23 protein-coding genes and 1 tRNA gene are annotated in these 25,108 nt (G+C 48.6%); 20 read left to right on the top strand and 4 right to left on the bottom strand.

Translation table 11 applies throughout. The features are described from left to right. Positions 1-178: 178 nt before the first annotated feature. From QZT18_RS19505 to QZT18_RS19495, 3 genes are read left to right on the top strand one after another with little or no spacing between them, the layout of a single operon-like run. Positions 179-772 (top strand): TetR/AcrR family transcriptional regulator, encoded by a 594-nt coding sequence (locus QZT18_RS19505; RefSeq protein WP_294150568.1) that lies wholly within the window; start codon positions 179-181, stop codon positions 770-772. After that, positions 741-1,412 (top strand): hypothetical protein, encoded by a 672-nt coding sequence (locus QZT18_RS19500; protein ID WP_294150567.1) that lies wholly within the window; start codon positions 741-743, stop codon positions 1,410-1,412. Before QZT18_RS19505 ends, QZT18_RS19500 begins: the two co-directional genes overlap by 32 nt. A 23-nt stretch (positions 1,413-1,435) precedes the next feature. Beyond that, positions 1,436-1,858, top strand: a complete 423-nt coding sequence (locus tag QZT18_RS19495; protein WP_366925932.1) for a DUF2871 family protein — start codon at positions 1,436-1,438, stop codon at positions 1,856-1,858. A gap of 87 nt (positions 1,859-1,945) precedes the next feature. Here QZT18_RS19495 and QZT18_RS19490 read toward each other — a convergent pair whose 3' ends face one another. Continuing rightward, a complete protein-coding gene (locus tag QZT18_RS19490; protein WP_294150566.1) occupies positions 1,946-2,818 on the bottom strand; it encodes a helix-turn-helix domain-containing protein in 873 nt (290 codons plus the stop codon). 268 nt (positions 2,819-3,086) lie between these two features. On the opposite strand from QZT18_RS19490, the gene QZT18_RS19485 reads away from it, so the two are divergent. The 8 genes from QZT18_RS19485 to QZT18_RS19450 all read left to right on the top strand — a co-directional run bounded on the left by QZT18_RS19485 (position 3,087) and on the right by QZT18_RS19450 (position 13,145). After that, positions 3,087-3,305: a 4Fe-4S binding protein gene (locus QZT18_RS19485; protein ID WP_294150564.1), complete on the top strand. Its 219-nt coding sequence runs from the start codon at positions 3,087-3,089 to the stop codon at positions 3,303-3,305. After that, positions 3,302-3,883: a 4Fe-4S binding protein gene (locus QZT18_RS19480; RefSeq protein ID WP_294150562.1), complete on the top strand. Its 582-nt coding sequence runs from the start codon at positions 3,302-3,304 to the stop codon at positions 3,881-3,883. Before QZT18_RS19485 ends, QZT18_RS19480 begins: the two co-directional genes overlap by 4 nt. A gap of 476 nt (positions 3,884-4,359) precedes the next feature. Then, positions 4,360-5,448: a 3-isopropylmalate dehydrogenase gene (gene leuB / locus QZT18_RS19475; RefSeq protein ID WP_294150560.1), complete on the top strand. Its 1,089-nt coding sequence runs from the start codon at positions 4,360-4,362 to the stop codon at positions 5,446-5,448. A gap of 507 nt (positions 5,449-5,955) precedes the next feature. Next, positions 5,956-7,626: a dihydroxy-acid dehydratase gene (gene ilvD / locus QZT18_RS19470; RefSeq protein WP_294150558.1), complete on the top strand. Its 1,671-nt coding sequence runs from the start codon at positions 5,956-5,958 to the stop codon at positions 7,624-7,626. 68 nt (positions 7,627-7,694) lie between these two features. Beyond that, on the top strand, positions 7,695-9,383 hold the full coding sequence (gene ilvB, locus QZT18_RS19465) for a biosynthetic-type acetolactate synthase large subunit (RefSeq protein WP_294150557.1): 1,689 nt from the start codon (positions 7,695-7,697) through the stop codon (positions 9,381-9,383). 81 nt (positions 9,384-9,464) lie between these two features. After that, positions 9,465-10,550 (top strand): 3-phosphoserine/phosphohydroxythreonine transaminase, encoded by a 1,086-nt coding sequence (gene serC, locus QZT18_RS19460; RefSeq protein ID WP_294150556.1) that lies wholly within the window; start codon positions 9,465-9,467, stop codon positions 10,548-10,550. A gap of 26 nt (positions 10,551-10,576) precedes the next feature. After that, positions 10,577-11,746, top strand: a complete 1,170-nt coding sequence (locus QZT18_RS19455; RefSeq protein ID WP_294150554.1) for a phosphoglycerate dehydrogenase — start codon at positions 10,577-10,579, stop codon at positions 11,744-11,746. Positions 11,747-11,831: 85 nt separating this feature from the next. After that, positions 11,832-13,145: a DUF1015 domain-containing protein gene (locus QZT18_RS19450; protein WP_294150552.1), complete on the top strand. Its 1,314-nt coding sequence runs from the start codon at positions 11,832-11,834 to the stop codon at positions 13,143-13,145. A gap of 2 nt (positions 13,146-13,147) precedes the next feature. Here the strand turns inward: QZT18_RS19450 and QZT18_RS19445 are convergent, their stop codons facing one another. Continuing rightward, positions 13,148-14,428, bottom strand: coding sequence for a M23 family metallopeptidase (locus QZT18_RS19445; RefSeq protein WP_366925933.1), 1,281 nt, complete (start codon positions 14,426-14,428; stop codon positions 13,148-13,150). Positions 14,429-14,625: 197 nt separating this feature from the next. On the opposite strand from QZT18_RS19445, the gene QZT18_RS19440 reads away from it, so the two are divergent. After that, the gene (locus tag QZT18_RS19440; protein WP_294150550.1) at positions 14,626-15,120 is read left to right on the top strand and encodes a PaaI family thioesterase; all 495 of its coding nucleotides are present in this window, start codon (positions 14,626-14,628) and stop codon (positions 15,118-15,120) included. Positions 15,121-15,302: 182 nt separating this feature from the next. Here the strand turns inward: QZT18_RS19440 and QZT18_RS19435 are convergent, their stop codons facing one another. Continuing rightward, entirely contained in the window at positions 15,303-16,115 is an 813-nt protein-coding gene (locus tag QZT18_RS19435; RefSeq protein WP_294150548.1) for an MBL fold metallo-hydrolase, read from the bottom strand. A gap of 191 nt (positions 16,116-16,306) precedes the next feature. On the opposite strand from QZT18_RS19435, the gene QZT18_RS19430 reads away from it, so the two are divergent. From QZT18_RS19430 to QZT18_RS19415, 4 genes are all read left to right on the top strand, one after another. Beyond that, entirely contained in the window at positions 16,307-18,244 is a 1,938-nt protein-coding gene (locus QZT18_RS19430; RefSeq protein WP_294150545.1) for a fructose-1,6-bisphosphatase, read from the top strand. Positions 18,245-18,274: 30 nt separating this feature from the next. Next, positions 18,275-18,742, top strand: coding sequence for an HAAS signaling domain-containing protein (locus tag QZT18_RS19425; RefSeq protein ID WP_294150543.1), 468 nt, complete (start codon positions 18,275-18,277; stop codon positions 18,740-18,742). 297 nt (positions 18,743-19,039) lie between these two features. After that, complete coding sequence (locus QZT18_RS19420) at positions 19,040-19,408, top strand: VOC family protein (protein ID WP_294150542.1); 369 nt, start codon at positions 19,040-19,042, stop codon at positions 19,406-19,408. 188 nt (positions 19,409-19,596) lie between these two features. Further along, a complete protein-coding gene (locus QZT18_RS19415; protein ID WP_294150540.1) occupies positions 19,597-20,058 on the top strand; it encodes a GNAT family N-acetyltransferase in 462 nt (153 codons plus the stop codon). 175 nt (positions 20,059-20,233) lie between these two features. Here the strand turns inward: QZT18_RS19415 and QZT18_RS19410 are convergent. Next, positions 20,234-20,306: transfer RNA gene (locus tag QZT18_RS19410), tRNA-Gln, on the bottom strand. Between the two features lie 597 nt (positions 20,307-20,903). On the opposite strand from QZT18_RS19410, the gene QZT18_RS19405 reads away from it, so the two are divergent. The 4 genes from QZT18_RS19405 (at position 20,904) to ugpC (ending at position 24,968) form a co-directional block, all read left to right on the top strand. Further along, positions 20,904-21,626, top strand: a complete 723-nt coding sequence (locus QZT18_RS19405; protein ID WP_294150538.1) for an acyl-[acyl-carrier-protein] thioesterase — start codon at positions 20,904-20,906, stop codon at positions 21,624-21,626. A 1-nt stretch (position 21,627) separates the two neighbouring features. Next, a complete protein-coding gene (locus QZT18_RS19400; protein ID WP_294150570.1) occupies positions 21,628-22,467 on the top strand; it encodes a S1 RNA-binding domain-containing protein in 840 nt (279 codons plus the stop codon). Positions 22,468-22,477: 10 nt separating this feature from the next. Beyond that, positions 22,478-22,852, top strand: coding sequence for a RidA family protein (locus QZT18_RS19395; RefSeq protein ID WP_125143248.1), 375 nt, complete (start codon positions 22,478-22,480; stop codon positions 22,850-22,852). A 1,003-nt stretch (positions 22,853-23,855) separates the two neighbouring features. Further along, a complete protein-coding gene (gene ugpC / locus QZT18_RS19390; RefSeq protein WP_294150536.1) occupies positions 23,856-24,968 on the top strand; it encodes an ABC transporter ATP-binding protein in 1,113 nt (370 codons plus the stop codon). Positions 24,969-25,108 lie beyond the last annotated feature (140 nt).

The raw sequence follows: 25,108 nt of genomic DNA, 5'->3' as shown, positions 1-25,108 counted from the left end.
ACCATCCCGAACCCCGACCGTCCCGGCGGCGTTCTCATTCCTCAATTAAATCCCCTTTTAAAAACCAAAAGATAACAATTTTAATGAACGTGTTCATTATAGCATTGACAAACAGGAATCATTATCATATAATATAAATGAACATGTTCATTTAATGGAAACAGGGGAAGGTTACAATATGAGAAAAAAAGACGACAGTCTGCGCGGCACTCTGATTGATTCTGCGCGGGCGATTGCAGATACGGAAGGAATTGAAGCGGTCAATATGCGCTCGATTGCACAGAGGGCAGGGGTAGCGACCGGCACGGTTTATAACTATTTTTCCAGCAAGGAGGATATCCTGCTTGCCCTGACGGAAGAGTACTGGAAGAAGACGCTTTACGAGATGAGGACGGCGGTCACGGCAGATTCTTTCTGCGGACAGCTTGAAGAGATTTTCATTTTTTTGAAGGATCGTATCGACAACTCGGGAAGTTCGCTTATGAACAGCCTGGGTGAAGTGAAAAAAGCGGGGCAGGAACGCATGGAATCGATGCAGGCGGTACTGGCTGAAACGCTGATCCGGCGGATGGAGCAGGATCCTTCCGTGCGGAATGATATCTGGAACGGGACATTTACCATGGAACAGTATTCGCGTTTTATTGTGGCGAATATGGTCATGTTATTGAGGACGGAGCCGTATGAATTCCATTTCTTTATCGAGATGGTCAGGCGTACGCTCTGCAGGACGGGAGACGAAGATGGCACAGGCGATTGCGGAAACAATATTTGATATTTTATATCTTGGGTTTGCCCTGATAACGGGACTGACCATGCTGGCTAAGGGAAAGGGCAGGCTTGTGAAGCTGGCCGGGCTTATGACGGCATTACTTGGAGCGGGGGATGCATTTCATCTGGTTCCGCGTTCCTATGCACTATGGACAAACGGGCTGGAGGCCAACGCTGCTGCGCTGGGGATTGGCAAATTTGTCACCTCCATCACCATGACGGTTTTTTATCTGCTTCTTTATTATATATGGCGTGAACGGTATGGAATCAGGGAAGAGAAACAACTCACGGCGGCCATGTGGATTCTCTCCATTCTCAGGATTGGGCTCTGCCTTCTGCCGCAGAACCAATGGCTCGAGTACCGCCAGCCGCTGATGTTCGGCATACTGCGCAACGTGCCGTTTGCGGTAATGGGCCTTATTATCATTGTGATTTTTGCACGGGAGATCAAGCGGACAAACGACGGTGTATTCCGTTTTATGCCCCTGGCGGTGGGGCTGTCCTTTGGATTTTACCTGCCGGTTGTGCTGTTCAGCGGAACCGCGCCTGCGGTCGGCATGCTGATGATACCGAAAACACTGGCTTACGTGTGGATTGTGGTGATGAACCGAAGACTTTATAAGCAGGAACGGCAAATCAACTGAGAGTCCCACAGAAAGGGGAGCAAATGATGAAACATTACGCAAACGCGTCTCTTGCATACGCGGCGGCAGCCATGGTATCGGGAGTGTTTTACAGGGAATATACAAAATTGAACGGTTTCACAGGCCATACGAATTTATCTGTGATGCATACGCATTATTTTATTCTGGGAATGTTCTTTTTCCTTTTACTGATGTTACTTGAAAAGAATTTTAGATTTGCGGGAGAAAAGGGCGTTGGAAAGATTATCGCGGTCTATCATGCCGGGCTGAATATTACCGGATTTGGCTTTTTACTCAGAGGGCTGACACAGGTATGGAACAGCACGCTGAGCAGGGGCATGGACGCCTCCATATCGGGCATTGCGGGGATTGGTCATATTCTGCTTTCGGTCAGTGTGATTCTTCTGCTGCTGAGGCTCAGGAAACAGGTAATTAAGGACAATTAGTACATTAGGCCGGGTGTAAATGCATCCGTGAAGAAATCGGGCCTGCGGAACGTTCACATTGTGAATACCCCGCAGGCCTGACTTTTTTTATCGTTTATCACCCAGGAACAGGCAGATGATTCCGCAGAAGATACCGGCGATTGGGAAAATAACCGCCGCGTAGCGGAACATGTCGAACGTAAGGCCGAGGAACAGAAACAGGGCGGTGGCAAGCAGCATAACGGCGCCGCACAGTTTGCCGGCCAGCCGGCCTTTTTCTGTGTCCTGAGAAAGGTTTGCCCGGTTGTACTTTTCAATATTGTACTTATCCTTCTGAAGGCCGAAGTAGATAAAGATACCCACAGCAAGAGAAGTGCAGATGAGAAAAACAGCGCCGCCCGCCTCGTCAAAGTAAGGAAACTGCATGTATTCTAGAACAACATTCAGGCAGAGGGCAAACAAAAGCAGGCTGGCGCCGGTTGCCATGGCGATTGCATATTTCCTGTGAAACTCGTCACGCTGCTCTCCCGTATAGAAATCGGCGACGGAGGGATAGCGTTTGCAGTAATATCTGTGGTTGACGTTTGATATAATCAGTATATATATGCCGATGCCAATCAGGATAAACATAATGATGCTGGTGAAGGCCTCGTTGAGAATCCCTTCAAGAGAAGCGGCGGGAACCACTGAAAATATGATCAGGGAAACCGCAAAGGCCACCATAATGGAAAAATGGTTCATATGAAGGTCATAGCCGGCCAGGTCTTCTTTCTCCGCCTCCGTTACATCGCCCTTGAGCAGAGTGTCCATCGAACAGTCAAACAGTTCACAAATCTGGAGCAGTTTCTCAAGCTCCGGGTAGGACTGGCCGGATTCCCACTTGGATACCGCCTGCCTGGACACTTCCAGTTGTTCGGCAAACTGTTCCTGGGTCAGGTTTTGTTTCTTACGTAAATATTGCAAATTATCTGTAAAACTCATATTTTATCCTCCTGCAGAATGTATTTTATGTGTTTTATTCTACAGTTGCACCGGCGCTACTTCCACCAACTTCATGTATCATATCGGATTTTTTCCGCCACCTGAGGTTGCGGAGCCTGAAACGGGCATAAAACGGTACAAAAACAGCCTGTTCTAAGTCTATCTACATCCGGTGCAAACAGGAGCGGGTTAAAACGTGACCTGGTTACAGAACGGAGTGTGATTATATGATATGCTTCTAATTATCAAACATAAAGGAGTTATATAAATGTCTGTTAAATCAACTGCAAAACGATGCGTGTCTGTGAATGAGAAGAGCTGTGTCGCCTGCGGGGCATGTCAGAAGGTATGTCCGAAAGGGGCGATTGAGGTTTTCAGAGGATGTTATGCCGCCGCCGATCCGGAGCGGTGTGTTGGGTGCGGGCTTTGTGCCGGAATTTGTCCGGCCGGAGCGCTTTCCATTTTTACCAGGGAGGTGCGGTCATGAAAAATAAACACTGGTATGACTATCTGTGGATATGGTCGATTATCTATTTTGCCCTTGGATTTTTTAACATACTTTTTGCCTGGCTGGGAATGATTGATTTTCTGCTGCCGATGTTCATTGCGATATTTGGAAGAAATAAATGGTTTTGTAACAACCTCTGCGGCCGCGGCCAGCTTTTCGCCATGCTGGGAGGAAAATATAAGTGCTCCAGAAACAGGCCGACTCCGCGCTTCCTTGTAAGTCCGTGGTTCCGCTACGGTTTTCTTGCCTTTTTCCTTACCATGTTCTGTAATATGGTATTCCAGACATATCTTGTGGCGGCCGGTGCATCGGGCCTCAGAGAGGCGATCAAGCTGTTCTGGACCTTCAGGGTACCCTGGGGCTGGACTTACACGGCCGGTATGGTGCCTGACTGGGTGGCCCAGTACAGCTTTGGTTTCTACAGTCTGATGCTGACATCCTTACTGATCGGTCTGATTGTGATGGTTCTCTATAAACCGCGTACCTGGTGTACCTTCTGTCCGATGGGAACAATGACCCAGGGGATCTGCAAGCTGGAAAACAGGAAGAAACAGTAGGTTAACCGATAATGCCAGAAATATTTTATGCATTGCAGGCCTCACATTCTGGGAGATTAATAGTTCAAGACGGACGGTATGAATTACCTTTACTTTAACCATTAAGAGCGGAGAAGTCAAGCCGTTCCCTTACCTTAATAAATGTCCTAAAGCATATCATAGTCCTCCTTGGAAACATGGGAAATTCATGGCATTTATTAAGGTTTCCCCTCTTTGGGAATCACTGCCATCCTCCCAGATAACTTGAGGTTATAGGTCGGATTCCAAATTACTATACGCCGGAAGCCGGTAAATCGGTACAGACAGTTGAAAAATCAAGTTGAATAAGATATGATGGATACAGCGAAAATCTGCACGCCGGACGTGCGGGCCACCGTTATCAATCAGTTAGAGCGTGTCTGAGAGCCCACTTCTGCGGAAATGAGTTTTCAGACACGCTCTATATAATAAATTAAGAAACGCAGGAGGACAGGGATATGAATTATCAGATAGCAGTGATTCCGGGAGATGGAATCGGACCGGAAATTGTGAGAGAGGCATGCAAGGTGCTGGAACGGGTAGGAGAAGTCTACGGCCACACCTTTAAATATACGGAGGTGCTGATGGGAGGCGTTTCCATCGATGCACACGGAGTACCGCTTACGGATGAGGCGCTTGAGACGGCAAGAAAGAGCGATTCCGTGCTTTTAGGCGCTGTCGGCGGTGATGTGGGCAATTCCAGATGGTACGATGTGGCTCCGAACCTGCGTCCGGAAGCCGGGCTTCTGGCTATCAGAAAGGGGCTGGGACTCTTTGCCAATATCCGTCCCGCTTACCTGTATAATGAACTGGCCGATGCCTGCCCGCTGAAACGTGAGATAATCGGGGACGGGTTCGACATGGTAATTATGAGGGAACTGACAGGCGGACTCTATTTTGGAGAGCGTCATACCGAGGAGGTGGACGGAGTGCTTCAGGCCGTGGATACCCTCGTTTATAATGAGAATGAAATCAGAAGAATTGCCGTTAAGGCATTCGACATTGCAATGAAGAGAAAGAAACACGTGACCAGCGTCGATAAGGCCAATGTACTTGATTCCTCAAGGCTCTGGAGAAAAGTGGTGGAGGAAGTGGCAAAGGATTATCCGGAAGTCACCCTGTCCCATATGCTGGTCGATAACTGCGCAATGCAGCTTGTCATGAATCCGGGCCAGTTTGATGTCGTCCTTACGGAAAACATGTTTGGTGATATTTTGTCCGACGAGGCGAGTATGATTACGGGTTCCATCGGAATGCTGTCCTCGGCCAGCCTGAATGAGGGCAAATTCGGCCTCTACGAGCCAAGCCACGGTTCTGCGCCCGATATTGCAGGAAAAGGGATAGCAAACCCTATCGCAACAATCCTGTCGGCTGCGATGATGCTCAGCTATTCCTTTGATTTGGACGAGGAATCAAAGGCGGTCGAGAATGCGGTGCAGCAGGTTTTGACGGAAGGATACAGGACGGTAGACATTATGGCCGACGGCTGTTCCCAGGTCGGCACTACTCAGATGGGGCAGTTGATTTGCGAGCGAATCCGCAAATAAGAAAAAAGACCGGAAGATAAAGACTTGAAGAAAATGACACGGTATGCGTTAAACAACTAAAATCTATGAAGTGTTGATTATTGCTGGGGCATTACTTGAAAATTGCTTGAAAATGCGAGATACATTAATCAAATACTGATTGTAAATAAATAACTACTATAAATGAATAGTTACTTAAATCCCGAAAAAACAGAAAAATTGTAACAAGAATAAATGATGGAGTTTTGCACAAAACTCCATCATTTATAAAATTACATGAAAGGCAAAAATGAGGCGCCGATCCGGGGCAGGTTTTACAAAAACGCGGTAAAAGCCCAAAATACTTGAAAGAATCCAAAAAAAACCTGGAAAAAAGCATATAAAACAGGTGAAAAAAGCTGGGAAATGCTGTAGAATAAAAGATAAACCAAAATGGGCGTTTAACTGAACGTGTAAATGTCGGCCGCAGAATCAGCCGTATTGTAACAAGACGGAAAAAGGGCAGGAAGAAAAAGGAGACAAGAAGATATGAAAAGTGATGCAGTAAGAAAAGGGATGCAGCAGGCACCCCACCGTTCATTATTTAATGCGTTGGGCATGACCGAGGAAGAAATGAGAAAACCAATGGTGGGAATTGTCAGCTCTTATAACGAGATCGTTCCCGGCCATATGAATCTGGATAAAATTGTGGAAGCAGTTAAACTGGGAGTTGCAATGGCAGGCGGCACACCGGTGGTATTCCCGGCCATCGCCGTTTGTGACGGCATCGCCATGGGACACATTGGAATGAAATATTCACTGGTGACAAGAGATCTGATTGCTGATTCCACAGAGTGTATGGCGCTGGCGCATGCATTTGACGCCCTCGTTATGGTTCCAAACTGTGACAAGAACGTTCCGGGACTTCTGATGGCGGCGGCCAGAGTCAATGTACCGACCGTGTTCGTCAGCGGCGGCCCGATGATGGCAGGAAGAGTCCATGGACAGAAGAGAAGCCTTTCCAGCATGTTTGAGGCGGTGGGTTCCTACGCAGCCGGCACGATGACGGAGGAAGAGGTAACGGAATTTGAGAATAAAGTCTGCCCGACCTGCGGTTCCTGCTCCGGCATGTACACCGCCAACAGCATGAACTGCCTGACCGAAGTGCTGGGCATGGGACTCAAGGGCAACGGAACCATTCCGGCCGTATACTCCGAGCGAATCAAGCTGGCAAAACACGCCGGTATGAAGGTAATGGAGATGTATGAGAAGAACATCCGGCCAAGGGATATCATGACAAAGGATGCATTCTTAAATGCCCTCACCGTGGACATGGCGCTCGGCTGTTCCACCAACAGCATGCTTCACCTTCCGGCTGTCGCTCATGAGGCAGGAGTTGATCTGAACATGGAGCTGGTCAATGAGATGAGTTCAAAGACACCGAACCTCTGCCACCTGGCGCCTGCAGGTCCTACATATATGGAAGATTTGAATGAAGCCGGCGGCGTCTATGCCGTTATGAACGAACTGTCGAAGAGAAATCTGTTAAACCTGGACTGCATGACGGTGACGGGCAAAACGGTCGGCGAGAATATTAAGAACTGTGTAAACCGCGATCCCGAGATCATCAGGCCGATCGATAACCCATACAGCCAGACAGGCGGAATTGCCGTATTAAAGGGCAATCTGGCTCCCGACACGGCGGTGGTAAAACGTTCCGCCGTAGCGCCGGAGATGCTTGAGCATCAGGGACCGGCCCGCGTATTCGACTGTGAGGAAGATGCGATTGCCGCCATTAAGGAAGGAAAGATTGTGGCCGGAGATGTGGTTGTGATCCGTTATGAAGGTCCTAAGGGCGGACCGGGCATGAGAGAGATGCTGAACCCGACGTCGGCGATAGCGGGAATGGGACTTGGTTCCTCCGTTGCCCTGATCACGGACGGCCGTTTCTCAGGCGCATCCAGAGGCGCATCCATCGGACACGTTTCACCGGAAGCAGCCGTGGGCGGACCGATTGCCCTTGTGGAAGAGGGAGATATCATTTCCATCGACATCAATCAGAATAAATTAAATGTTCTTGTTTCCGACGAGGTGCTGGAGGAGAGAAGGAAGAACTGGCAGCCGAGGACCCCTCAGGTTACAACCGGTTATCTGGCAAGGTATTCGGCCATGGTTACCAGCGGCAACAGGGGAGCCGTACTGGAGGTTCCGAAGAAATAAGCGGAGTCTTTATAAAGAACCGGCATCAGCCGTGAGATAAAAGATCACAGGAAAGCAGAGGAATATAAATGAAAACATTAACAGGAGCAGAAATCGTCATCGAATGTTTAAAAGAACAGGGAGTTGACACCGTATTCGGCTACCCCGGCGGTTCCATTTTAAACATTTACGATGCGCTTTATAAACATCAGAATGAGATCACCCATATCCTGACTTCCCACGAGCAGGGAGCATCCCATGCGGCCGACGGTTATGCCAGAGCCACGGGAAAAGTGGGTGTCTGCCTGGCCACATCGGGACCGGGAGCGACGAACCTTGTTACAGGCATTGCAACCGCCAATCTGGACTCTATCCCGATGGTGGCCATCACCTGTAACGTGTCGATGAACCTTCTCGGAAAAGACAGCTTCCAGGAGATCGATATTCTCGGCGTAACAATGCCCATTACGAAATATAACTTCATTGTGAAAGACGTAACAAAACTGGCCGGCGTGCTGAGACGGGCATTTACCATCGCAAGCAGCGGGCGTCCGGGCCCTGTCCTTGTGGATATTACCAAGGATGTTACGGCGGCGGAATGTGATTACGAATACAAGAAGCCGGATGAGATAAGGCGCGAAGATTCCGAGATTACGGAGGAAGATCTGGAAAAAGCCCTCGGCATGATCCGCGCATCCAAAAAGCCGTTTATTTTCGTGGGCGGCGGAGCCGTAGCTGCGGAGGCGGCCGATGAACTCCATGCATTTGCCCATAAGATCCAGGCCCCGGTGGCCGACAGCCTGATGGGAAAAGGCGCGTTCGACGGAACGGATGAACTCTACACGGGCATGATCGGTATGCACGGCACCAAGACTTCCAACTTCGGCGTGGCCGAGTGCGACCTTCTGATTGTAGTGGGAGCCAGGTTCAGCGACCGCGTGGTGGGAGACGCATCCCGTTTTGCGTCCCATGCAAAGATTCTCCAGCTCGATGTGGATCCCGCGGAGATCAACAAGAATATCATAACGGATGCCAGCGTAATCGGCGACGTCAAAGTGATTTTAAGGAAACTCAATGCCCGCCTGGATCCGATCAACCACGACCAGTGGATTGCCCATGTGGAACGGTTAAAGGATATGTATCCGCTCCGCTACAACAAAGAGACACTGACCGGTCCGTATATTATGGAAAAGATATATGAGGTGACGGACGGTGAGGCAATCATCTCTACAGACGTAGGCCAGCATCAGATGTGGGCCGCCCAGTATTATAAGTTCAAGAGGCCGAGACAGCTTCTCACATCGGGCGGACTGGGCACGATGGGATACGGCCTGGGCGCCGCCATCGGAGCCAAGATGGGATGTAAGGATAAAACCGTCATCAATATCGGCGGAGACGGCTGTTTCCGCATGAACATGAACGAGATTGCCACCGCAACCCGTTACAACATCCCGATTATCCAGGTGATATTTAACAATCATGTGCTGGGCATGGTACGCCAGTGGCAGACTCTGTTCTACGGCATGAGATATTCACAGACCGTCTTAAACGATCAGGTGGACTTCGTGAAGGTGGCGGAAGGCCTTGGCGCGAAGGCTTACCGCGTGACGACGAAAGAGGAGCTGGAGCCGGTTCTCCGCGAGGCGATCAGCCTGAATGTCCCGGTGGTAATCGACTGCCAGATTGGGACGGACGACAAGGTATTCCCGATGGTTCCTGCGGGAAAACCGATCGAAGAAGCCTTTGATGAGATTGACTTACGGATTGAACAGTTGTAAAATAGAGAACATTCCATATTCTGGGATATGAGCAGTAACAGAGTTTGAGAAGAGATATGAGGAAAAGAGGAGGAACTATCTATGAGCAGAGTCTACAATTTTTCGGCAGGTCCGGCCGTTCTGCCGGAAGAAGTACTGAAAGAAGCAGCCGTTGAGATGATGGATTACAATGGCAGTGGCATGTCCGTTATGGAGATGAGCCACAGATCAAAGGATTTCCAGGATATTATCGACGACGCTGAAAAAGATCTGCGCGAACTGATGAATATTCCCGACAATTACAAAGTATTATTTGTACAGGGAGGCGGACACGTACAGTTTGCCATGGTCCCGATGAATCTGATGAAGAACAAAGTCGGCGACTATATCATCACAGGCCAGTGGGCAAAGAAAGCATATTCGGAGGCAAAGCTGTTCGGCACGGCGAATGCGGTTGCATCAAGCGCCGACAAGACATTCAGCTACATTCCGGACTGTTCGGATCTGCCTATCGATGAGAATGCGGATTACGTTTATATCTGCCTGAACAACACAATTTATGGTACCGTATACCATGAACTTCCAAACACCAAGGGAAAACCCCTGGTGGCTGATATCTCCTCATGTTTTCTCTCAGAACCGATCGATGTAAGTAAATTTGGCATTTTATGGGGCGGCGTACAGAAGAACGTAGGGCCGGCCGGTGTTGCCATTGTGATTATCCGTGAAGACCTGATTACGGAGGATGTACTTCCCGGTACACCTACGATGCTGCGCTACAAGACATATGCGGACAGTGATTCCCTTTACAACACACCGCCGACCTATACGATTTATATGTGCGGCAAGGTGTTCAAGTGGCTGAAGAAGATGGGCGGCCTGGAAGTGATGAAGGCGCGCAATGAGAAAAAAGCGAAGATCCTTTACGATTTCCTGGATGAGAGCGCTCTGTTTAGAGGCACGGTAGAGAAGAAGGACCGCTCCCTAATGAACGTACCGTTCGTAACGGGAGATGAAGAGATGGATGCCCTGTTTGTCAAAGAGGCAAAGGCAGCCGGATTTGTAAACTTAAAGGGACACCGCACGGTAGGCGGTATGAGGGCCAGCATTTACAACGCCATGCCAACCGAAGGCGTGGAGAAGCTGGTGGAGTTTATGCGTGAATTTGAGAAGAATCACGCAAACTAATCAATGAGACGGAGGACGCAACGGATATGAAAAAGAGAAAGATACATTGCCTCAATCCGATTTCCAAATACGGAACCGGGTTGTTACCTGAAGAATATGAGATGACGGACTCTGCGGCCGAGGCCGACGGAATCCTTGTAAGAAGCGCCTCCATGCACGAGATGGAGTTCTCGGAGAACCTCCGGGCCGTGGCGCGTGCAGGGGCCGGCGTGAACAACATCCCCCTGGATGCCTGCGCGGAGCGCGGTATTGTCGTATTCAATACACCGGGAGCGAATGCAAACGGAGTGAAAGAGCTGGTGATTGCAGGCCTTATGCTGTCTGCCCGTGATATTGCCGGAGGAATCGGCTGGTGTAAACAGGAGAAAGAAAACCCGGACATTGCAAAAGACGTTGAAAAGGCGAAAAAGGCATTTGCCGGCACCGAGATTAAGGGCAAAAAGCTGGGCGTAATCGGCCTCGGCGCGATCGGCGCGGAGGTTGCCAATGCTGCTGCTGCGCTGGGAATGGAAGTTTACGGATACGATCCTTTTATTTCCGTAAGCGCGGCCTGGATGCTTTCAAGAGATGTAAAACACATCATGTCGGCCGACATTATTTACAAAGAGTGCGATTACATAACCGTTCACGTTCCGCTTCTCGACGGAACGAGACAGATGATCAATAAGACCACCATGGCGGATATGAAGGACGGCGTTGTCATCCTGAACTTTGCAAGAGATCTGCTTGTAAATGACGATGATATGGCCGAAGCGCTGAAGTCCGGCAAGGTGAGACGCTATGTAACCGATTTCCCGAACCCGAAGGTTATGGCTATGGAGCATTCCATCGTTACGCCTCACCTGGGCGCCTCCACGGAAGAGTCCGAGGATAACTGCGCCGCTATGGCGGTAAAAGAGATGATGGATTATCTCAATAACGGCAACATTAAGAATTCGGTTAACTATCCGGACTGCGATATGGGCGTGTGCGCTTCCGTGAACCGTGTGGCCCTGCTGCATATGAATGTTCCGAACATGATCGGCCAGATTTCCGCAATCCTGGCTGCCGCCGACATGAATATTGCCAACATGACCAACAAGAGCAAGGATAAATATGCCTACACACTGATTGATCTGGAGACGGAACTGGATGATTTGACACGCCAGAAGCTGAATGCGATCAAAGGCATGATGCGTGTGCGCGTAATCAGATAATCGTTGACGAATGCAGGATACGCCGGAGCGGCAGCTTGATAAAGAGCGGCCGCCCCGGTATTTTTGATGATGAAGGAGGAAGAAAATGGCCGGTATTAAACCGTTTTACTGCATGAGGCCCGCCGCAGAATGCGCATCCAGGGTGGCGGCCCTGCCCTATGATGTTTACAACAGAGAAGAGGCTAAATCAGAGGTGGAGAGAGAACCTCTCTCCTTTTTAAGAATCGACAGGGCGGAAACGTCTTTTCCGGACGACGTGGATACCTATGATGAGCGCGTCTACGCCAGGGCCAGGGAGCTTATGGCACAGATGGAAGCGGATGGGATTTTTGTGACCGAAGAGGTTCCCTGCTATTATCTCTATGAGCTTACGATGGACGGCCATACCCAGACCGGTATCACGGCCTGCTCATCGGTGGACGACTATCTGAACCAGATTGTGAAAAAGCATGAGAACACCAGGGCGGATAAAGAGGTGGACCGTATCAGGCACGTCGATGTGACGGATGCCCAGACAGGCCCTATTTTCCTCGCTTACCGGGCCAGCGGCGTAATAAAGAAACTGGAAGAAGAGGTGAAAAAGGAAGAAGCTCTCTATGACTTTACTTCCCCTGACGGAGTGCGCCACAGAGTGTTCAAAATTGCGCGCCCGGAATGGGTAAGCGCGATCACGGAAGAATTTTCCCATATTCCCCATACCTACATAGCGGACGGACATCACCGCGCGGCCTCGGCCGTCAAGGTTGCATTAAAGAGGCGGGAAGAGCGCCCGGAATACACGGGGGAGGAAGAGTTTAATTATTTCCTTTCCGTCCTGTTCCCGGATGATGAACTCCAGATCCTGTCCTATAACAGGGTGGTAAAGGATTTGAACGGACTTGGAACGCAGGAATTTCTCGATCAGGTACGGGAGTCATTTGAGATAACCGGAAAAATTGAGAGGAAGGCTGAGAATCCTGCCGGGAAAACGGCCGAAAATACAGTGAACACCGAGAACGCCGGATGCGATGCATATTCCGGAAAAATTCCCGCCCGCAAGGGTGAAATCTGCATGCTGCTTGACGGCGCCTGGTATACGCTGAAAGCCAGGGAGAGCATAATGACCGCGGATCCGGTGAAGGGACTGGATGTCTCACTCTTACAGGAACATCTTTTAACCCCGATCCTCGGAATTGGAGATCCGAGGACCGATAAGAGAATCGAGTTTATCGGGGGAATCCGGGGCACGAAGGAGCTGGAGAAGCGGGTGGATACCGACATGGCAGTTGCCTTTTCAATGTATCCGACCTCCATGGCCGAGCTTTTGTCCGTTGCCGACGCGGGCCTTCTGATGCCTCCGAAATCCACCTGGTTTGAGCCGAAGCTGCGCAGCGGGCTGTTTATCCATAAGCTTTCATAAAACTATTGAGTGACTTCACCCACGGCAGGATCCTTCATCTGGTAGATGCGGGTCCATTCCTTGGTGCCGTCCACCTTGACGGATTCGCTGCGGTTGACGCTCAGGAATTTAATAATTTCATAACAGTCGATCCAGATTTCATTGTTTCCCTCTTTCTGGGACTCATCGAAAATCAGCTGGAGGCCGAAATGCAGATGCGGTTCATCAATATTGTTGGTATTTTCCGTTGCGCTGTATCCGGTCCGGCCGAGGTATCCGACCACATCGCCGGCCGTGACAATACTGCCTTCCTTAAGGTTACCCTGATATGGGTAATCCTTGCGCAGATGGGCATAATAGTAATAACGTTTTTTGTCAAAGCTTCTGATGCCCAGACGCCAGCCTCCGTACTGGTTCCAGCCGATGGCTTCCACATAGCCTGATTCGACCGCAATGACGGGCGTTCCCGTCTGGCCCATCATATCGTGGCCCAGGTGCTGCCTGCGGTAACCGTAGGAGCGTGATACCCCAAAATCATCGTAGTGGCTGTAGGGAAAGTTTTTGGCCAGTGGATGAAATGCCTTAAGGCCGTATTTTGTCACCCAGACTTTCCGTTCGCCGTTCGGCGTAACCGGCTCCACATAAGGCGTTTCTTTATCGGCCGTATTCTGATCCCCGCCGCCGTCCTGTGCCGCACCCGGCTCTCCTTCATTGATCTGGGTATCGGACAGGGCGAAGGCGGGAGCTTCCGATTCCGGGATCTGGATTTCATAATATCCGACGAGCCCTCCCAGAACGGCATTATATGCCTCAAGGTAATAAGGATAATATTTGAGATCTTTTGTGATTTCATCCATCGATGTGCCGTTTTTGAGCTGTTCGGCCAATTTGTCCATATCGGAGGAGGAGAAACGTGAGAAATCGCCTCCATACCTGGCTCCGAGACAGGAGAGCAGTTCAATCCAGTTTAAATGGATATCCTGCTGGCAGGTGGCTACGTCATAGCGGAAAGCCTGTGTCATGGCATCGGCCGAGACATCAAAATCCACCCATTTGATATAATCTTTTGTTCCCTTACCGTTTTTGGGGCCTTCCTCTTCATTGCGGAACATGGAGAAAAGGCCGCCGGAAAATGGGGAGGCTGAAGCGGATATTCCTTTTTGGCCCGTAATCCATCCTGCGAGCAGAAAAAGAACGGCCATAGCTTCAAGGCCGATGATAATCCCGGTTCGTCGTTTATGTAGAAAGAGAAGTAGCCGGTCGGCTCCGGCCGTTACTTTTTTAATAAATCGGTTCAAACGGATTCCCCTTTCACAAATATCGTGACACTGTCCGGGCGCGGGTGCCCCAGGGTTGTCTCGCTGATTTTATGGCGTCAGAGTCCCCTGTCATAAAGCTTCCGTGCGGTAAAATCCTGAAAAAAGTGTCTCTTATGATCATATGTGAAGAAAAGGCGGAATATACCGTGAACTATGAAGAAAAAGAAAGGCGTGATTGACAGATGGAAGAGAATAAAACAGAAAATAGAATGGAAGAAAAACAGAACGGAGAAAAGAAGAACGAAGAAAAGCAGGGCGGCACATACTCAGACATTTATGCGGAGGGCGGCGCCCTTGGCCCGGATGCGGTGGATTTCAGGGATAAAATCGGAATGGTAACCCTGGAGCGGCGGCCGGGATATGCAAAATGCGAGATAGAGATTAAACCGTGGCACCTGAATGTACTGGGCGTAATTCACGGAGGCGTCCTTTTTTCCCTGGCCGACACGGTTTCCGGCACGGCAGCGGCGGCATCCGGCGAGTACCGGGTGACAACGGTCAGCGGAAACATCAATTATCTGAGGGCGGGGAAAAATACGTCTAAAATTACGGCGGAAGCAGTGGAAGTGAAAAACGGGAAAACATTTTCCGTATGCGATGCAAAGATTTTTGATGATAAGGGTACGCTTCTGGCAACCACTACGATGACGTTTTACCATCTGCTTCCGAGAGGATAGGCGGGACGTGTTAGGCGGGATGCGGCCTTTACCGCATGTGATGTCCCCAAATAACATGCGGGACATCGCCTGTGAACATTGACAAAAAGTCTGCAATTCTTCCCGGGGAAGAAAATGCAGACTTTTGTGACTTTAGCGGCAATGAAAAGTCCGCGAAGCGGGGAGGCGCTGTTTCTGCGCTTTTAAAGTTCGATCACGGTTCTGTCATCCGGCACGAAGAGATTTCCATGATAATAGGCAGCCCCTTCTTCCGTGTAGAGCTCCCGGCGTTCTTTGATGGTTTTATCTTCCGTATGCCAGAGAATCAGGGAAGGGATACGGAGACGCTCCGCCAGCTCGCAGGCCTCTTTTACCGTGCTGTGATGTTTTTCATAGGGCTTATATTTCGCCCTGTCGCCGTAGAGGCAGAATGCCTCGTGTAAGAGCCAGTCGCTGCCCAGGGCATAGCGTTCACACTGGGGATTTAAGGGTTCGTCCCCGGCGCAGCACAGCTTCCTTCCGTCTGAAAGAATGGCGGTGAAACCGAACTGTCTGGCCTTGGTGGAAAGAATGTCGAAAAATGTGATGTTAAGCCCCAGAATTTCAAGGGTCTCCTGATCTTTTACCGGGATCAGGCGGATGCGGCCGCCTATCATGGAGTAGAATTTTTTCTGCATGGTAAGGCGGCAGATGGTGCTTATGGTTTCGGGCAGTTCATCGTGGCAGTAGATGTTTAAATCGCCTTCGTAGCCGCCCTTTTTCATGGCGGTTGCAATCATGCGTATCATCCAGACAATGCCCAGGATGTGGTCCGTATGTTCGTGGGTGATAAAAATGTGGTGTATTTTAGAGAGCGGGACATCCATGGATTCGAGAATGCCGAGAATGCCGTTGCCTCCCCCGGTATCGACCATAAAGTACTCGCCATTTAACGCCTGAATGGCAAAACATGTATTATAGCATCGGGTGACGGCGGCGTTGCCTGTCCCGAAAACGTAGAGAAGCTCTTTTTCCATGGGGAAACCTCCTTGCCGTAGAAATATTGTAATAACTTTATTTTTTTTCCATCTTATGATACTATAAACCTATCATAAAAGCAATCGGACAGGCGTTTCCGTGTTTTTTCCGCCTCTTTTTATTTGTGAGGACGAGTGGAACGCCGGGCCTTTACAGGACTGTCCGTCTGCTGGCAGGGGGGAAATGTAGAATGAGAGATCTGGCATACCTGAAACTGATGTCACGTGAGTATCCGACCGTTGAAGCGGCGTCGAGCGAGATTGTGAATCTGATGGCAATCTGCGGACTGCCGAAAGGGACAGAGTATTTTTTCAGCGATCTGCATGGGGAGTATGAGGCTTTTATCCATCTGCTCCGCAGTTCCTCCGGTATTATCCGCGAGAAGATTAAAGAGACATTCGGCCATATTATTTCAGAGGAAGATGAGATACAATTGGCGAACCTGATTTATTACCCGGACAGGCAGATTGCAAAGCTTAAACAGGAGCAGAGATACACGGAGGACTGGCAGAGGATTGCCCTCTACCGTCTTGTACAGATCTGCAAGGAGGTTTCTTCCAAATACAGCCGTTCCAAGGTCCGCAAGAAGATGCCGCCGGAGTTTGCCTATGCGATCGATGAACTTCTCCATGTGGATTACAACGATGACAACAAGAAGGTGTATTACAGTGAAATTATCCGCTCCATTATTGATATCGAGATGGCGGACAGCTTCATTATTGCCCTGTGCCGCCTGATTCAGAATCTGACCATCGATAATCTCCATATCATCGGTGATATTTTCGACAGAGGGCCAAGGGCTGATATTATTATGGAAGAGTTGATGCAGTTCCACGATGTGGACATCCAGTGGGGAAACCACGACATCTCCTGGATGGGGGCATCCACCGGCAATCCGGCCTGCATCTGCAGTGTGCTCCGGATTGCAATCAGCTACAATGGTTTCGACGTGCTGGAGGACGGCTACGGGATTAATATCAGACCGCTCTCCATGTTTGCGGCCAAGGTGTACCACGATGATCCGTGCACGCGTTTTATGCCGCGTATTCTGGATCAGAATATCTACGATGCCGTGGATCCGGGACTGGCGGCCAAGATGCATAAGGCGATCGCCGTTATCCAGTTTAAAGTGGAGGGGCAGATTATCAAACGCCATTCCGAATATGAAATGGACAGCCGGATTCTTCTGACGGCCATTGATTATGAAAAGGGAACCGTCACGATAGAGGGAAAAGAGTACCCGATGATGGACATGAACTTCCCGACCATCGATCCGGCCGACCCTCTGAAGCTTTCCCAGGAAGAGGAGGAGCTTTTACATACGCTGACGCTGTCATTCTGCCACAGCTCGCTTCTCCACAAGCACATTAAATTCCTGTACTCCAACGGCAGCATGTACAAGTGCTGTAATTCAAACCTGTTGTATCACGGTTGTATCCCGATGAGGGAGGACGGCAGTTTTGACGAGATGGTGGTGGACGGAACAGGCTACCGTGGAAAAGAACTGATGGATTTTATCGACAGACAGGTCAAGAATGCGTATTTTCTGCCGGACAGCGCGCCGGATAAAGAGGCGAGCCGTGATTTTATGTGGTACCTGTGGTGCGGCGCCAAGTCTCCTGTTTTTGGAAAAGACAAGATGACCACGTTTGAACACTATTTTGTGGAGGACCGGGAAGCGTCCAGGGAGAAGATGAATCCCTATTATAAGCTGAGCGTCCAGGAGGAATACTGTGACAGGATACTGGAGGAATTCGGCCTTTTAACAACCGGCTCCCACATTATCAACGGCCATGTGCCGGTGAAGATTAAGGACGGCGAGACTCCCATCAAAGCGGGAGGAAAGCTGTTTATTATTGATGGAGGACTCTCCAAAGCCTATCAGGGAACAACGGGGATTGCCGGATACACACTTATTTTTAATTCCAGGCATCTGGCCCTGGCGGAGCATAAGCCATTCGATCCGAAGAAAGAGAGCACGCCGCGCGTCAGTATTGTGGAGAAGATGCGGAAGAGAATCATGGTGGCCGATACGGACGACGGAAAAGAACTGGCCCGGAGAATAGAAGACTTGAAAGAACTTGTGGCAGCTTACCGGAAGGGCGCCCTGAAGGAGAGAATCCGGTAAGGCGGGCAGCCGCAGCATAAGGAGTGACACATGAGAAAATCAGAATTTTTACAGGAGCTTAAGGATGCTCTGCAGGGGGAGGTTTCCGACAGAGTTATGCAGGAGAACCTGAGATATTATGACAATTATATTTCTCAGGAGACATCGGCAGGACGCAGCGAGGAGGAAGTGATCGAGGAGATCGGCGGCCCAAGGCTGATTGCCAGGACAATCATCGACAGCAGTGAGGCGGCCGGTGATATACCGGAACAGAGTGAAGGCTACTATGAGAGCCAGGGAGGCGGATACAGGCAGCAGGAGAGCCGCAGCAGTTCGAGTTTCCACTATTTTGATCTGAATAAATGGTATTGGAAACTTCTGCTTCTGGTGGTAGTGGGTCTTTTTATGTTTCTCGTCATCACGGTACTCGGCGGGATATTCGCCCTGCTAATGCGCTTTGCGGGTCCGCTGATTCTGATTTGGCTGATTTATACGTTTATTAAGGGGATGAAAAGATAAGAAATAAGAAATAGTGTTATTTTTGCCCCTCTTAACTTGCCGAATATAGGCGTACAGAGAGCGGGAAGCCTCATAAATGGGGAGGTTGTGGGATTTTCCAGCTTGTACTTTTGGAAACTTTTGCACTTTGGGTTTATTAATATCCCGCCCAATATCCCGCCCGGATTATATAAAGGACTTTAACAAGCTATATAGAGAATTGACGAGAAACGCGTTTAGACCTAAACTAATAAGCAGATGACGAGTACGCATTAGGCAACTAAGGCGAGAGATTATAGAGGCGAAGGAGAGGTATACATGAGAATCGGAGAGGTGTGCTTACTAACAAGTGATGTTATTCGCCTAGCTAATTTTTATAAATTACTCTTTGGTATTGATAATGAAAGCAATGATGATACCCATCAATTTATCATATCGGAGGAAACCACATTGACAGTTTATAATGATGGTATGGAGCGTAAATCAAATCAGCATAATATTTGCATTGCATTTACCGTTGATGATGTTGATGCGGAATATGCAAGACTGGTTAAACTTGGGGTAAGGATTGTTGACCCTCCTACTTTAAGACCTTGGGGTGCAAAGAATATGAGTTTTTTAGACCCTGATAATAATTTGATAACCTTTAGATGTTTTCCAAACAATGCTCAAATACAGGCAACATAATAGTGGCAAGCAGGGCAAGTGCATATGCACTTGCCCTGCTTGCTGAGGTGTACCCCAATCCCCTGTGAACGCTCCTAACGGGGCGGCTGCGCGTCCGTTGGACGCTAGTCTATGACGGACATAGGTATTATTGCGCCTTGGACAAATAAGGCGTATAAGAAATAACTTATATAAGGCGGTGTGATAAAATGTATATTCAGGAAGTTATAGAACAAGAAATAAAGTCTAATATTTGTAATACTATTTTGCGAGTATTGCCTGATTGGTTCGGAGTCGAAGCATCCATAATTGATTATGTTAATCAGGTTAAATCAATGCCGTTTTACGTTGCTTATGAGAGAGAAAAGCCGATAGGTTTTGTTGCAATAAAAATTCACAACGAATATACGGCAGAAATATCTGTTATGGGTATTATTAGTGAGTATCAGCGTGGAGGAATAGGCACAAAGCTTATATCTTCAGTTGAAGAATATTGTCGTACAAATCAATTTCAATTTTTGACTGTTAAAACACTGGCTGATACCGTGGATTTTGAACCCTATGAAAGAACACGAAAATTTTATTATAAGATTGGGTTTGTACCATTAGAAATTTTCCCTCTCCATTGGGATATAGAAAATCCCTGCTTATTTTTAGCAAAAAAACTTTAACCGCGCCCAATAAGTATTTTGCGTAGTACGCCTTATTGGGATAATGCCCCTGTCGGGATTGTAAGGGAGGTATCCGGGCAGCGGCTCTTGAAAACAGCAACACGCTTCGCGATGCACAGAATAAAAAAAGAGCATCAAGCTGCCTTCTGAGGCTGACTGAATGCTCTTTTTAAAGCTGGGCCACAAGGATTCGAACCTTGAAAATGACGGAGTCAGAGTCCGTTGCCTTACCATTTGGCGATGGCCCAATGAAATAACGATCTGTATTATACTTCGGGAAATGGGAGATGTCAAGCCCTTTTAAGAAAAAAATATATAAGTTTCTGTGCATCGCGAAGCGTTTTATTGCGTCTTGAATTATGGAAGGAATGGGATGGCCGTTATTTTCTGTTTCGGTAATAGAAAAAGCCAAAATAGAGAAAACAAACAAAAATTACGCCTATATGGAATAATGACTTTTTCACAAAGCGATATGATATTACGAAATGGCTCCGAGCCACTCTTCTTTTTGGTTATTTCTTAATTGAAATTGTCTTTTCAATAAAATCTTTATATGCACGTACAACAGTGGCTTTTTTGTATTCGATCAAGTATATCACCCTCATTATGTGAAAAAATAATAATCTGGTTTTATTATACAATGTTATTTCAATTTACTCAATTGCGATAAAAGTTATAAGAAAGACAACTATCAATTTATGTATATTTTGTCTGTATTTAGATAGAACAATTGCCGGCAGAGAATCGATAGACAAGTCCGGCAGAATCAGCTATAATATCAGCAGGATACCGGTCCGGCGGCTATAGACAGAGGGTGCAGGCACGGTATGACAGCGAGGTGGACTATGTATACATTTGAAAGCAGAGTGCGGTACAGCGAGATGGATGAGACCGGCCGCCTGTCGGTGACCGGGATTATGAACTATCTGCAGGACTGTTCCACATTTCAGTCGGAAGATTTGAAACTGGGGCTTTCTTATCTGTATGATAAGAAGAGAGCCTGGTGGCTGAATACGTGGCAGATTCTGATTGACCGCTGTCCGGGGCTTGGCGAGCGTATCAGGATATCAACCTGGCCTTACGGTTTCAGGGGTATCTATGGATACCGGAACTTTACGATTACCGATTTGGATGGAAACTATCTTGTGAGGGCGGATTCCTGCTGGTTTTTCTATGACTTGGAGAAGAACTGCCCGGCCAGGGTGACCGAGGATGAGATACGGGGATATGGGCAGGGGGAGGAGAAACTTCCGCTTCCGGCTGCGCCGAGGAAAATCCTTTTGCCGGAAGATTACGTGGGCGGGGAACCGGTCACGGCGGCAAGACATCATATTGATACGAACCAGCATGTGAATAATGCGCAGTATGTGGAGATTGCCAGGGAGCTTCTGCCCGAGAAATTCGCAGTCCGGGAACTGAGGACGGAATATAAGAAGGCAGCGGTGCTCGGAGACGTGATGTATCCGAAGATAGGAAGAACTCCGGAGGGATATGTGGTGTCTTTACAGGACGTTGCCGGCAATGTGTTTGCCAACATATGGCTGGCTGAGAAAAGAGAGGACGAATGACATGATAGAACTGGGAAAAGTACAGGAACTGGAAGTACTCCGGGAAAAGGAGTTCGGCGTTTACCTGGGCGAGAAGGAGGACGCGGAGGCTTCCGTGCTTCTGCCGAAGAAACAGGTGCCCGCAGGGACAAAGACGGGAGACAGGCTCCGCGTATTTATTTATAAGGATTCGGAGGACCGCCTGATCGCGACGGCCGCCATGCCGAAGCTGCAGGTGGGAGAGACCGCGCTCCTTAAGGTGACCGATGTATCCAAAATAGGTGCATTCCTGGACATGGGGCTGGAAAAAGATCTGCTGCTTCCTTTTAAGGAGCAGAACCATAAGGTGCGGGTTGGTGAAGAATGCCTTGTAGCCCTTTATGTGGACAAGAGCGGCCGTCTGGCGGCGACGACAAAGGTATATTCCTATATGAACAGCAATGCGCCGTATAAAAAGGACGACTGGGTAGAATGCCGTGTCTATGAAATCAATGAGAATCTGGGAGCCTTTGTGGCTGTCGATGATAAATATTATGGATTGATCCCGAAGAAGGAACTGTTTTCCAGCTGCCATCCCGGCGAGGCGCTGAAAGCCCGCGTGACGAAAGTCAGGGAAGACGGAAAGCTGGATTTGAGCCTGAGGGATAAAGCATATCTGCAGATGGACACCGATGTGGATCTGGTAATGAAGGTGATTGATGAGTTTGACGGAGTCCTTCCCTTCAGTGACAAAGCGGATCCCGAAGTGATCAAACGGGAACTGGGCCTGAGCAAGAATGCATTTAAGCGAGCCGTAGGACATCTCTTAAAAGAAGGTAAAATAGAGATAACAGAAAAAAGCATCAAAAGAAAAGGAAAGTGAGGAAATGAACATGAAGAAAGTAATCAGCACAGAAAACGCACCGGCAGCAATTGGACCTTATTCACAGGCAATTGAGGTAAACGGCATTGTCTACACATCCGGCCAGATTCCGGTAAACCCGGCTACAGGCGTAATTCCTGAGGGAATCGAAGCACAGGCCGAGCAGGTGATGGAGAATGTAAAGAACCTTTTAGAGGCAGCAGGCTCCTCAATGGCCAACGTAATCAAGACAACGGTATTTATCAAAGATATGGGCGAGTTCACAAAGATTAATGAGATCTATGCCAGATACTTTGAGGGTGACTGCCCGGCACGTTCCTGCGTGGAAGTTGCCAGACTGCCGAAAGATGTTCTGATGGAGATGGAAGCAATTGCTTTAAAATAATTGCAGTTGAAAGAATTACTGCTTAAAGAATCACAGTTTAAAGAATCACAGTTTAAATAATCACAGATGAGTGAACGGAAGATCCGGCCGGAAGGCCGGGTCTTTTTAAATTCATAGGAAATTACGTCCTATGAATCAAAAATGCTCCGCGAGGATGCACATGCCGCGCAGAGGTAAATGGTTGCAGAAGCAACCGCGCGGCAGCGCAAGAGTTCCGCTTGCGGAACTCTTTGTTCTGAGTGGCAATGAAAAGTTCGCGAAGCGTGCTTTTCGTTGTTAAAGGCGGTACCCGGCCCGCGGAACGTGCAGGTTATCGTTTTTTTCGGAAAGTTTTTTAAACGATCCGATAGAATCATAAGCCGTCCGGGCCGGACCGCCGGGAACTTAAGCATCGGCGTTGGGATTACCTGCTTTACCAAAGGAAGCATTTACTTTCGTAAACAATGGGGAGCAATGCCTGGCTGTATGATGTTATGGTGAAAAGCGGTAAAAAGATGACGTTTTCGGTTTCAAAATGCCGGAAGAGGCGCAATCTGTTAACATAATATCCAGGTTTTCATGCCGGGATAACCGGTTTTTTACATCTCCAATTATTGGCAGCAGAAGAGCGGAATGCCTGTTTTTTATGAAAATCACGATGTCAAGCGGCAATCCTTCACGTCTTTTCCGCTTCCCGCGCCGCTTAAATTTGTCTATTTTAGACAAAGAAAAAAAGTTGGCAAGAGGATTGCACAGAAGCGGGAGTAAAAGTTTGTTGAGTTTTCACAAATTTGTTTTTAATTTAAACAATTCTACCAAATTTAAACGGAATCATCGGAATGAGGCGAATTTAATTTGACATTTTGAACACTTTTTTTGCTGTATATACAAAATGCTCAAAACGGGGAAATGATTTTGTGACATTTAAAACATGGTCTGGAAAACGAAGACATGGTAGGATAGATGCATACCGAATGAGAAAAGATATCGTGATGATGCAGTTGAAACAGGAGGAACAGGAAGAATGGCCAGTTTATCACTTAAGAACGTAACAAAAAAATATCCCAACGGCTTTGTAGCCGTTAAAGATTTTAACCTGGAAATAGCAGATAAAGAATTTATCATCTTTGTAGGACCTTCCGGCTGCGGTAAGTCTACGACACTCCGCATGATTGCCGGTCTGGAAGACATTACTTCGGGTGAACTTTATATTGATGGAAAACTGATGAATGATGTGGAACCGAAGGACAGAGATATCGCCATGGTTTTCCAGAACTATGCGTTATATCCCCACATGACCGTATACGATAATATGGCGTTTGGCCTAAAGCTTAGAAAGATGCCGAAAGATGAGATTGACCGTCTGGTACAGGAAGCAGCAAAAATCCTGGATCTTTCCCACCTGCTGGATCGTAAGCCGAAGGCACTCTCCGGCGGACAGAGGCAGCGTGTGGCGATGGGGCGTGCTATTGTGCGTAATCCAAAGGTCTTTTTGATGGACGAGCCGCTGTCCAACCTGGATGCCAAACTGAGGGGACAGATGCGTATTGAGATCTCCAAACTTCATCAGAGACTGGGAACGACCATCATTTACGTTACTCATGACCAGACAGAGGCCATGACACTGGGAACCAGAATCGTCGTTATGAAAGACGGTGTCGTTCAGCAGGTGGATACGCCTCAGAACCTTTACGACAAACCGTCCAACAAGTTCGTTGCAGGCTTTATCGGAGCTCCGCAGATGAACCTTTTAGATTCCACAGTCGGCAAGTCCGGCTCCGACGTGACCCTGTCGTTTGCAGGCAATACCATCGTACTCCCGGCCGACAAGGGCAAAGCGCTGGAAGATGCGGGATATATCGGCAAGGAAGTGACCATGGGTATCCGTCCGGAAGATCTGCATGACGAGGAGGAAGCGGTCAAAGCGGCGGCAGGTTCCACGATCAAAGCATCGATCCGTGTATACGAGATGCTGGGCGCAGAAGTATTCCTGTACTTCGATGTGGATGAGAGCAGCTGTACGGCCAGAGTAAACCCAAGGACAACCGCACGTCCCGGCGACACGGTTGAATTTGCACTGGATATGGCGAAAGTACATATTTTTGATAAAGAAACAGAACAGGTGATTTTAAACTAAATAACAGATAAGGCTTGGAAAGAGCCGGAACGCGAAGCGGGGAGTATCTCCGCTTTGCGGTCCGGCTTTTTTTAATGGGGATTTTGTTGAGGAATGAGAACGCCGCCGGGACGGTCGGGGTTCGGGATGGTGAGAGGGAG

The organism is uncultured Clostridium sp., assembly GCF_900547735.1.
Classification (GTDB): domain Bacteria; phylum Bacillota; class Clostridia; order Lachnospirales; family Lachnospiraceae; genus Otoolea.
The sequence above is the reverse complement of the archived record's forward strand: the minus strand, read 5'-3'. Positions and strand labels throughout refer to the sequence as shown.

Bases quoted from the DNA above. Each gene is read 5' to 3' on its own strand.
- QZT18_RS19455 (WP_294150554.1), top strand. From the start codon at position 10,577: ATGAAAAAGAGAAAGATACATTGCCTCAATCCGATTTCCAAATACGGA.
- leuB (WP_294150560.1), top strand. From the start codon at position 4,360: ATGAATTATCAGATAGCAGTGATTCCGGGAGATGGAATCGGACCGGAA.
- QZT18_RS19405 (WP_294150538.1), top strand. From the start codon at position 20,904: ATGTATACATTTGAAAGCAGAGTGCGGTACAGCGAGATGGATGAGACC.
- QZT18_RS19480 (WP_294150562.1), top strand. From the start codon at position 3,302: ATGAAAAATAAACACTGGTATGACTATCTGTGGATATGGTCGATTATC.
- QZT18_RS19495 (WP_366925932.1), top strand. From the start codon at position 1,436: ATGATGAAACATTACGCAAACGCGTCTCTTGCATACGCGGCGGCAGCC.
- QZT18_RS19415 (WP_294150540.1), top strand. From the start codon at position 19,597: ATGTATATTCAGGAAGTTATAGAACAAGAAATAAAGTCTAATATTTGT.
- QZT18_RS19485 (WP_294150564.1), top strand. From the start codon at position 3,087: ATGTCTGTTAAATCAACTGCAAAACGATGCGTGTCTGTGAATGAGAAG.
- QZT18_RS19505 (WP_294150568.1), top strand. From the start codon at position 179: ATGAGAAAAAAAGACGACAGTCTGCGCGGCACTCTGATTGATTCTGCG.
- QZT18_RS19490 (WP_294150566.1), bottom strand. From the start codon at position 2,818: ATGAGTTTTACAGATAATTTGCAATATTTACGTAAGAAACAAAACCTG.
- QZT18_RS19425 (WP_294150543.1), top strand. From the start codon at position 18,275: ATGAGAAAATCAGAATTTTTACAGGAGCTTAAGGATGCTCTGCAGGGG.
- ilvD (WP_294150558.1), top strand. From the start codon at position 5,956: ATGAAAAGTGATGCAGTAAGAAAAGGGATGCAGCAGGCACCCCACCGT.
- QZT18_RS19395 (WP_125143248.1), top strand. From the start codon at position 22,478: ATGAAGAAAGTAATCAGCACAGAAAACGCACCGGCAGCAATTGGACCT.
- ugpC (WP_294150536.1), top strand. From the start codon at position 23,856: ATGGCCAGTTTATCACTTAAGAACGTAACAAAAAAATATCCCAACGGC.
- QZT18_RS19500 (WP_294150567.1), top strand. From the start codon at position 741: ATGGCACAGGCGATTGCGGAAACAATATTTGATATTTTATATCTTGGG.
- QZT18_RS19435 (WP_294150548.1), bottom strand. From the start codon at position 16,115: ATGGAAAAAGAGCTTCTCTACGTTTTCGGGACAGGCAACGCCGCCGTC.
- QZT18_RS19450 (WP_294150552.1), top strand. From the start codon at position 11,832: ATGGCCGGTATTAAACCGTTTTACTGCATGAGGCCCGCCGCAGAATGC.
- serC (WP_294150556.1), top strand. From the start codon at position 9,465: ATGAGCAGAGTCTACAATTTTTCGGCAGGTCCGGCCGTTCTGCCGGAA.
- QZT18_RS19420 (WP_294150542.1), top strand. From the start codon at position 19,040: ATGAGAATCGGAGAGGTGTGCTTACTAACAAGTGATGTTATTCGCCTA.
- ilvB (WP_294150557.1), top strand. From the start codon at position 7,695: ATGAAAACATTAACAGGAGCAGAAATCGTCATCGAATGTTTAAAAGAA.
- QZT18_RS19440 (WP_294150550.1), top strand. From the start codon at position 14,626: ATGGAAGAGAATAAAACAGAAAATAGAATGGAAGAAAAACAGAACGGA.
- QZT18_RS19430 (WP_294150545.1), top strand. From the start codon at position 16,307: ATGAGAGATCTGGCATACCTGAAACTGATGTCACGTGAGTATCCGACC.
- QZT18_RS19400 (WP_294150570.1), top strand. From the start codon at position 21,628: ATGATAGAACTGGGAAAAGTACAGGAACTGGAAGTACTCCGGGAAAAG.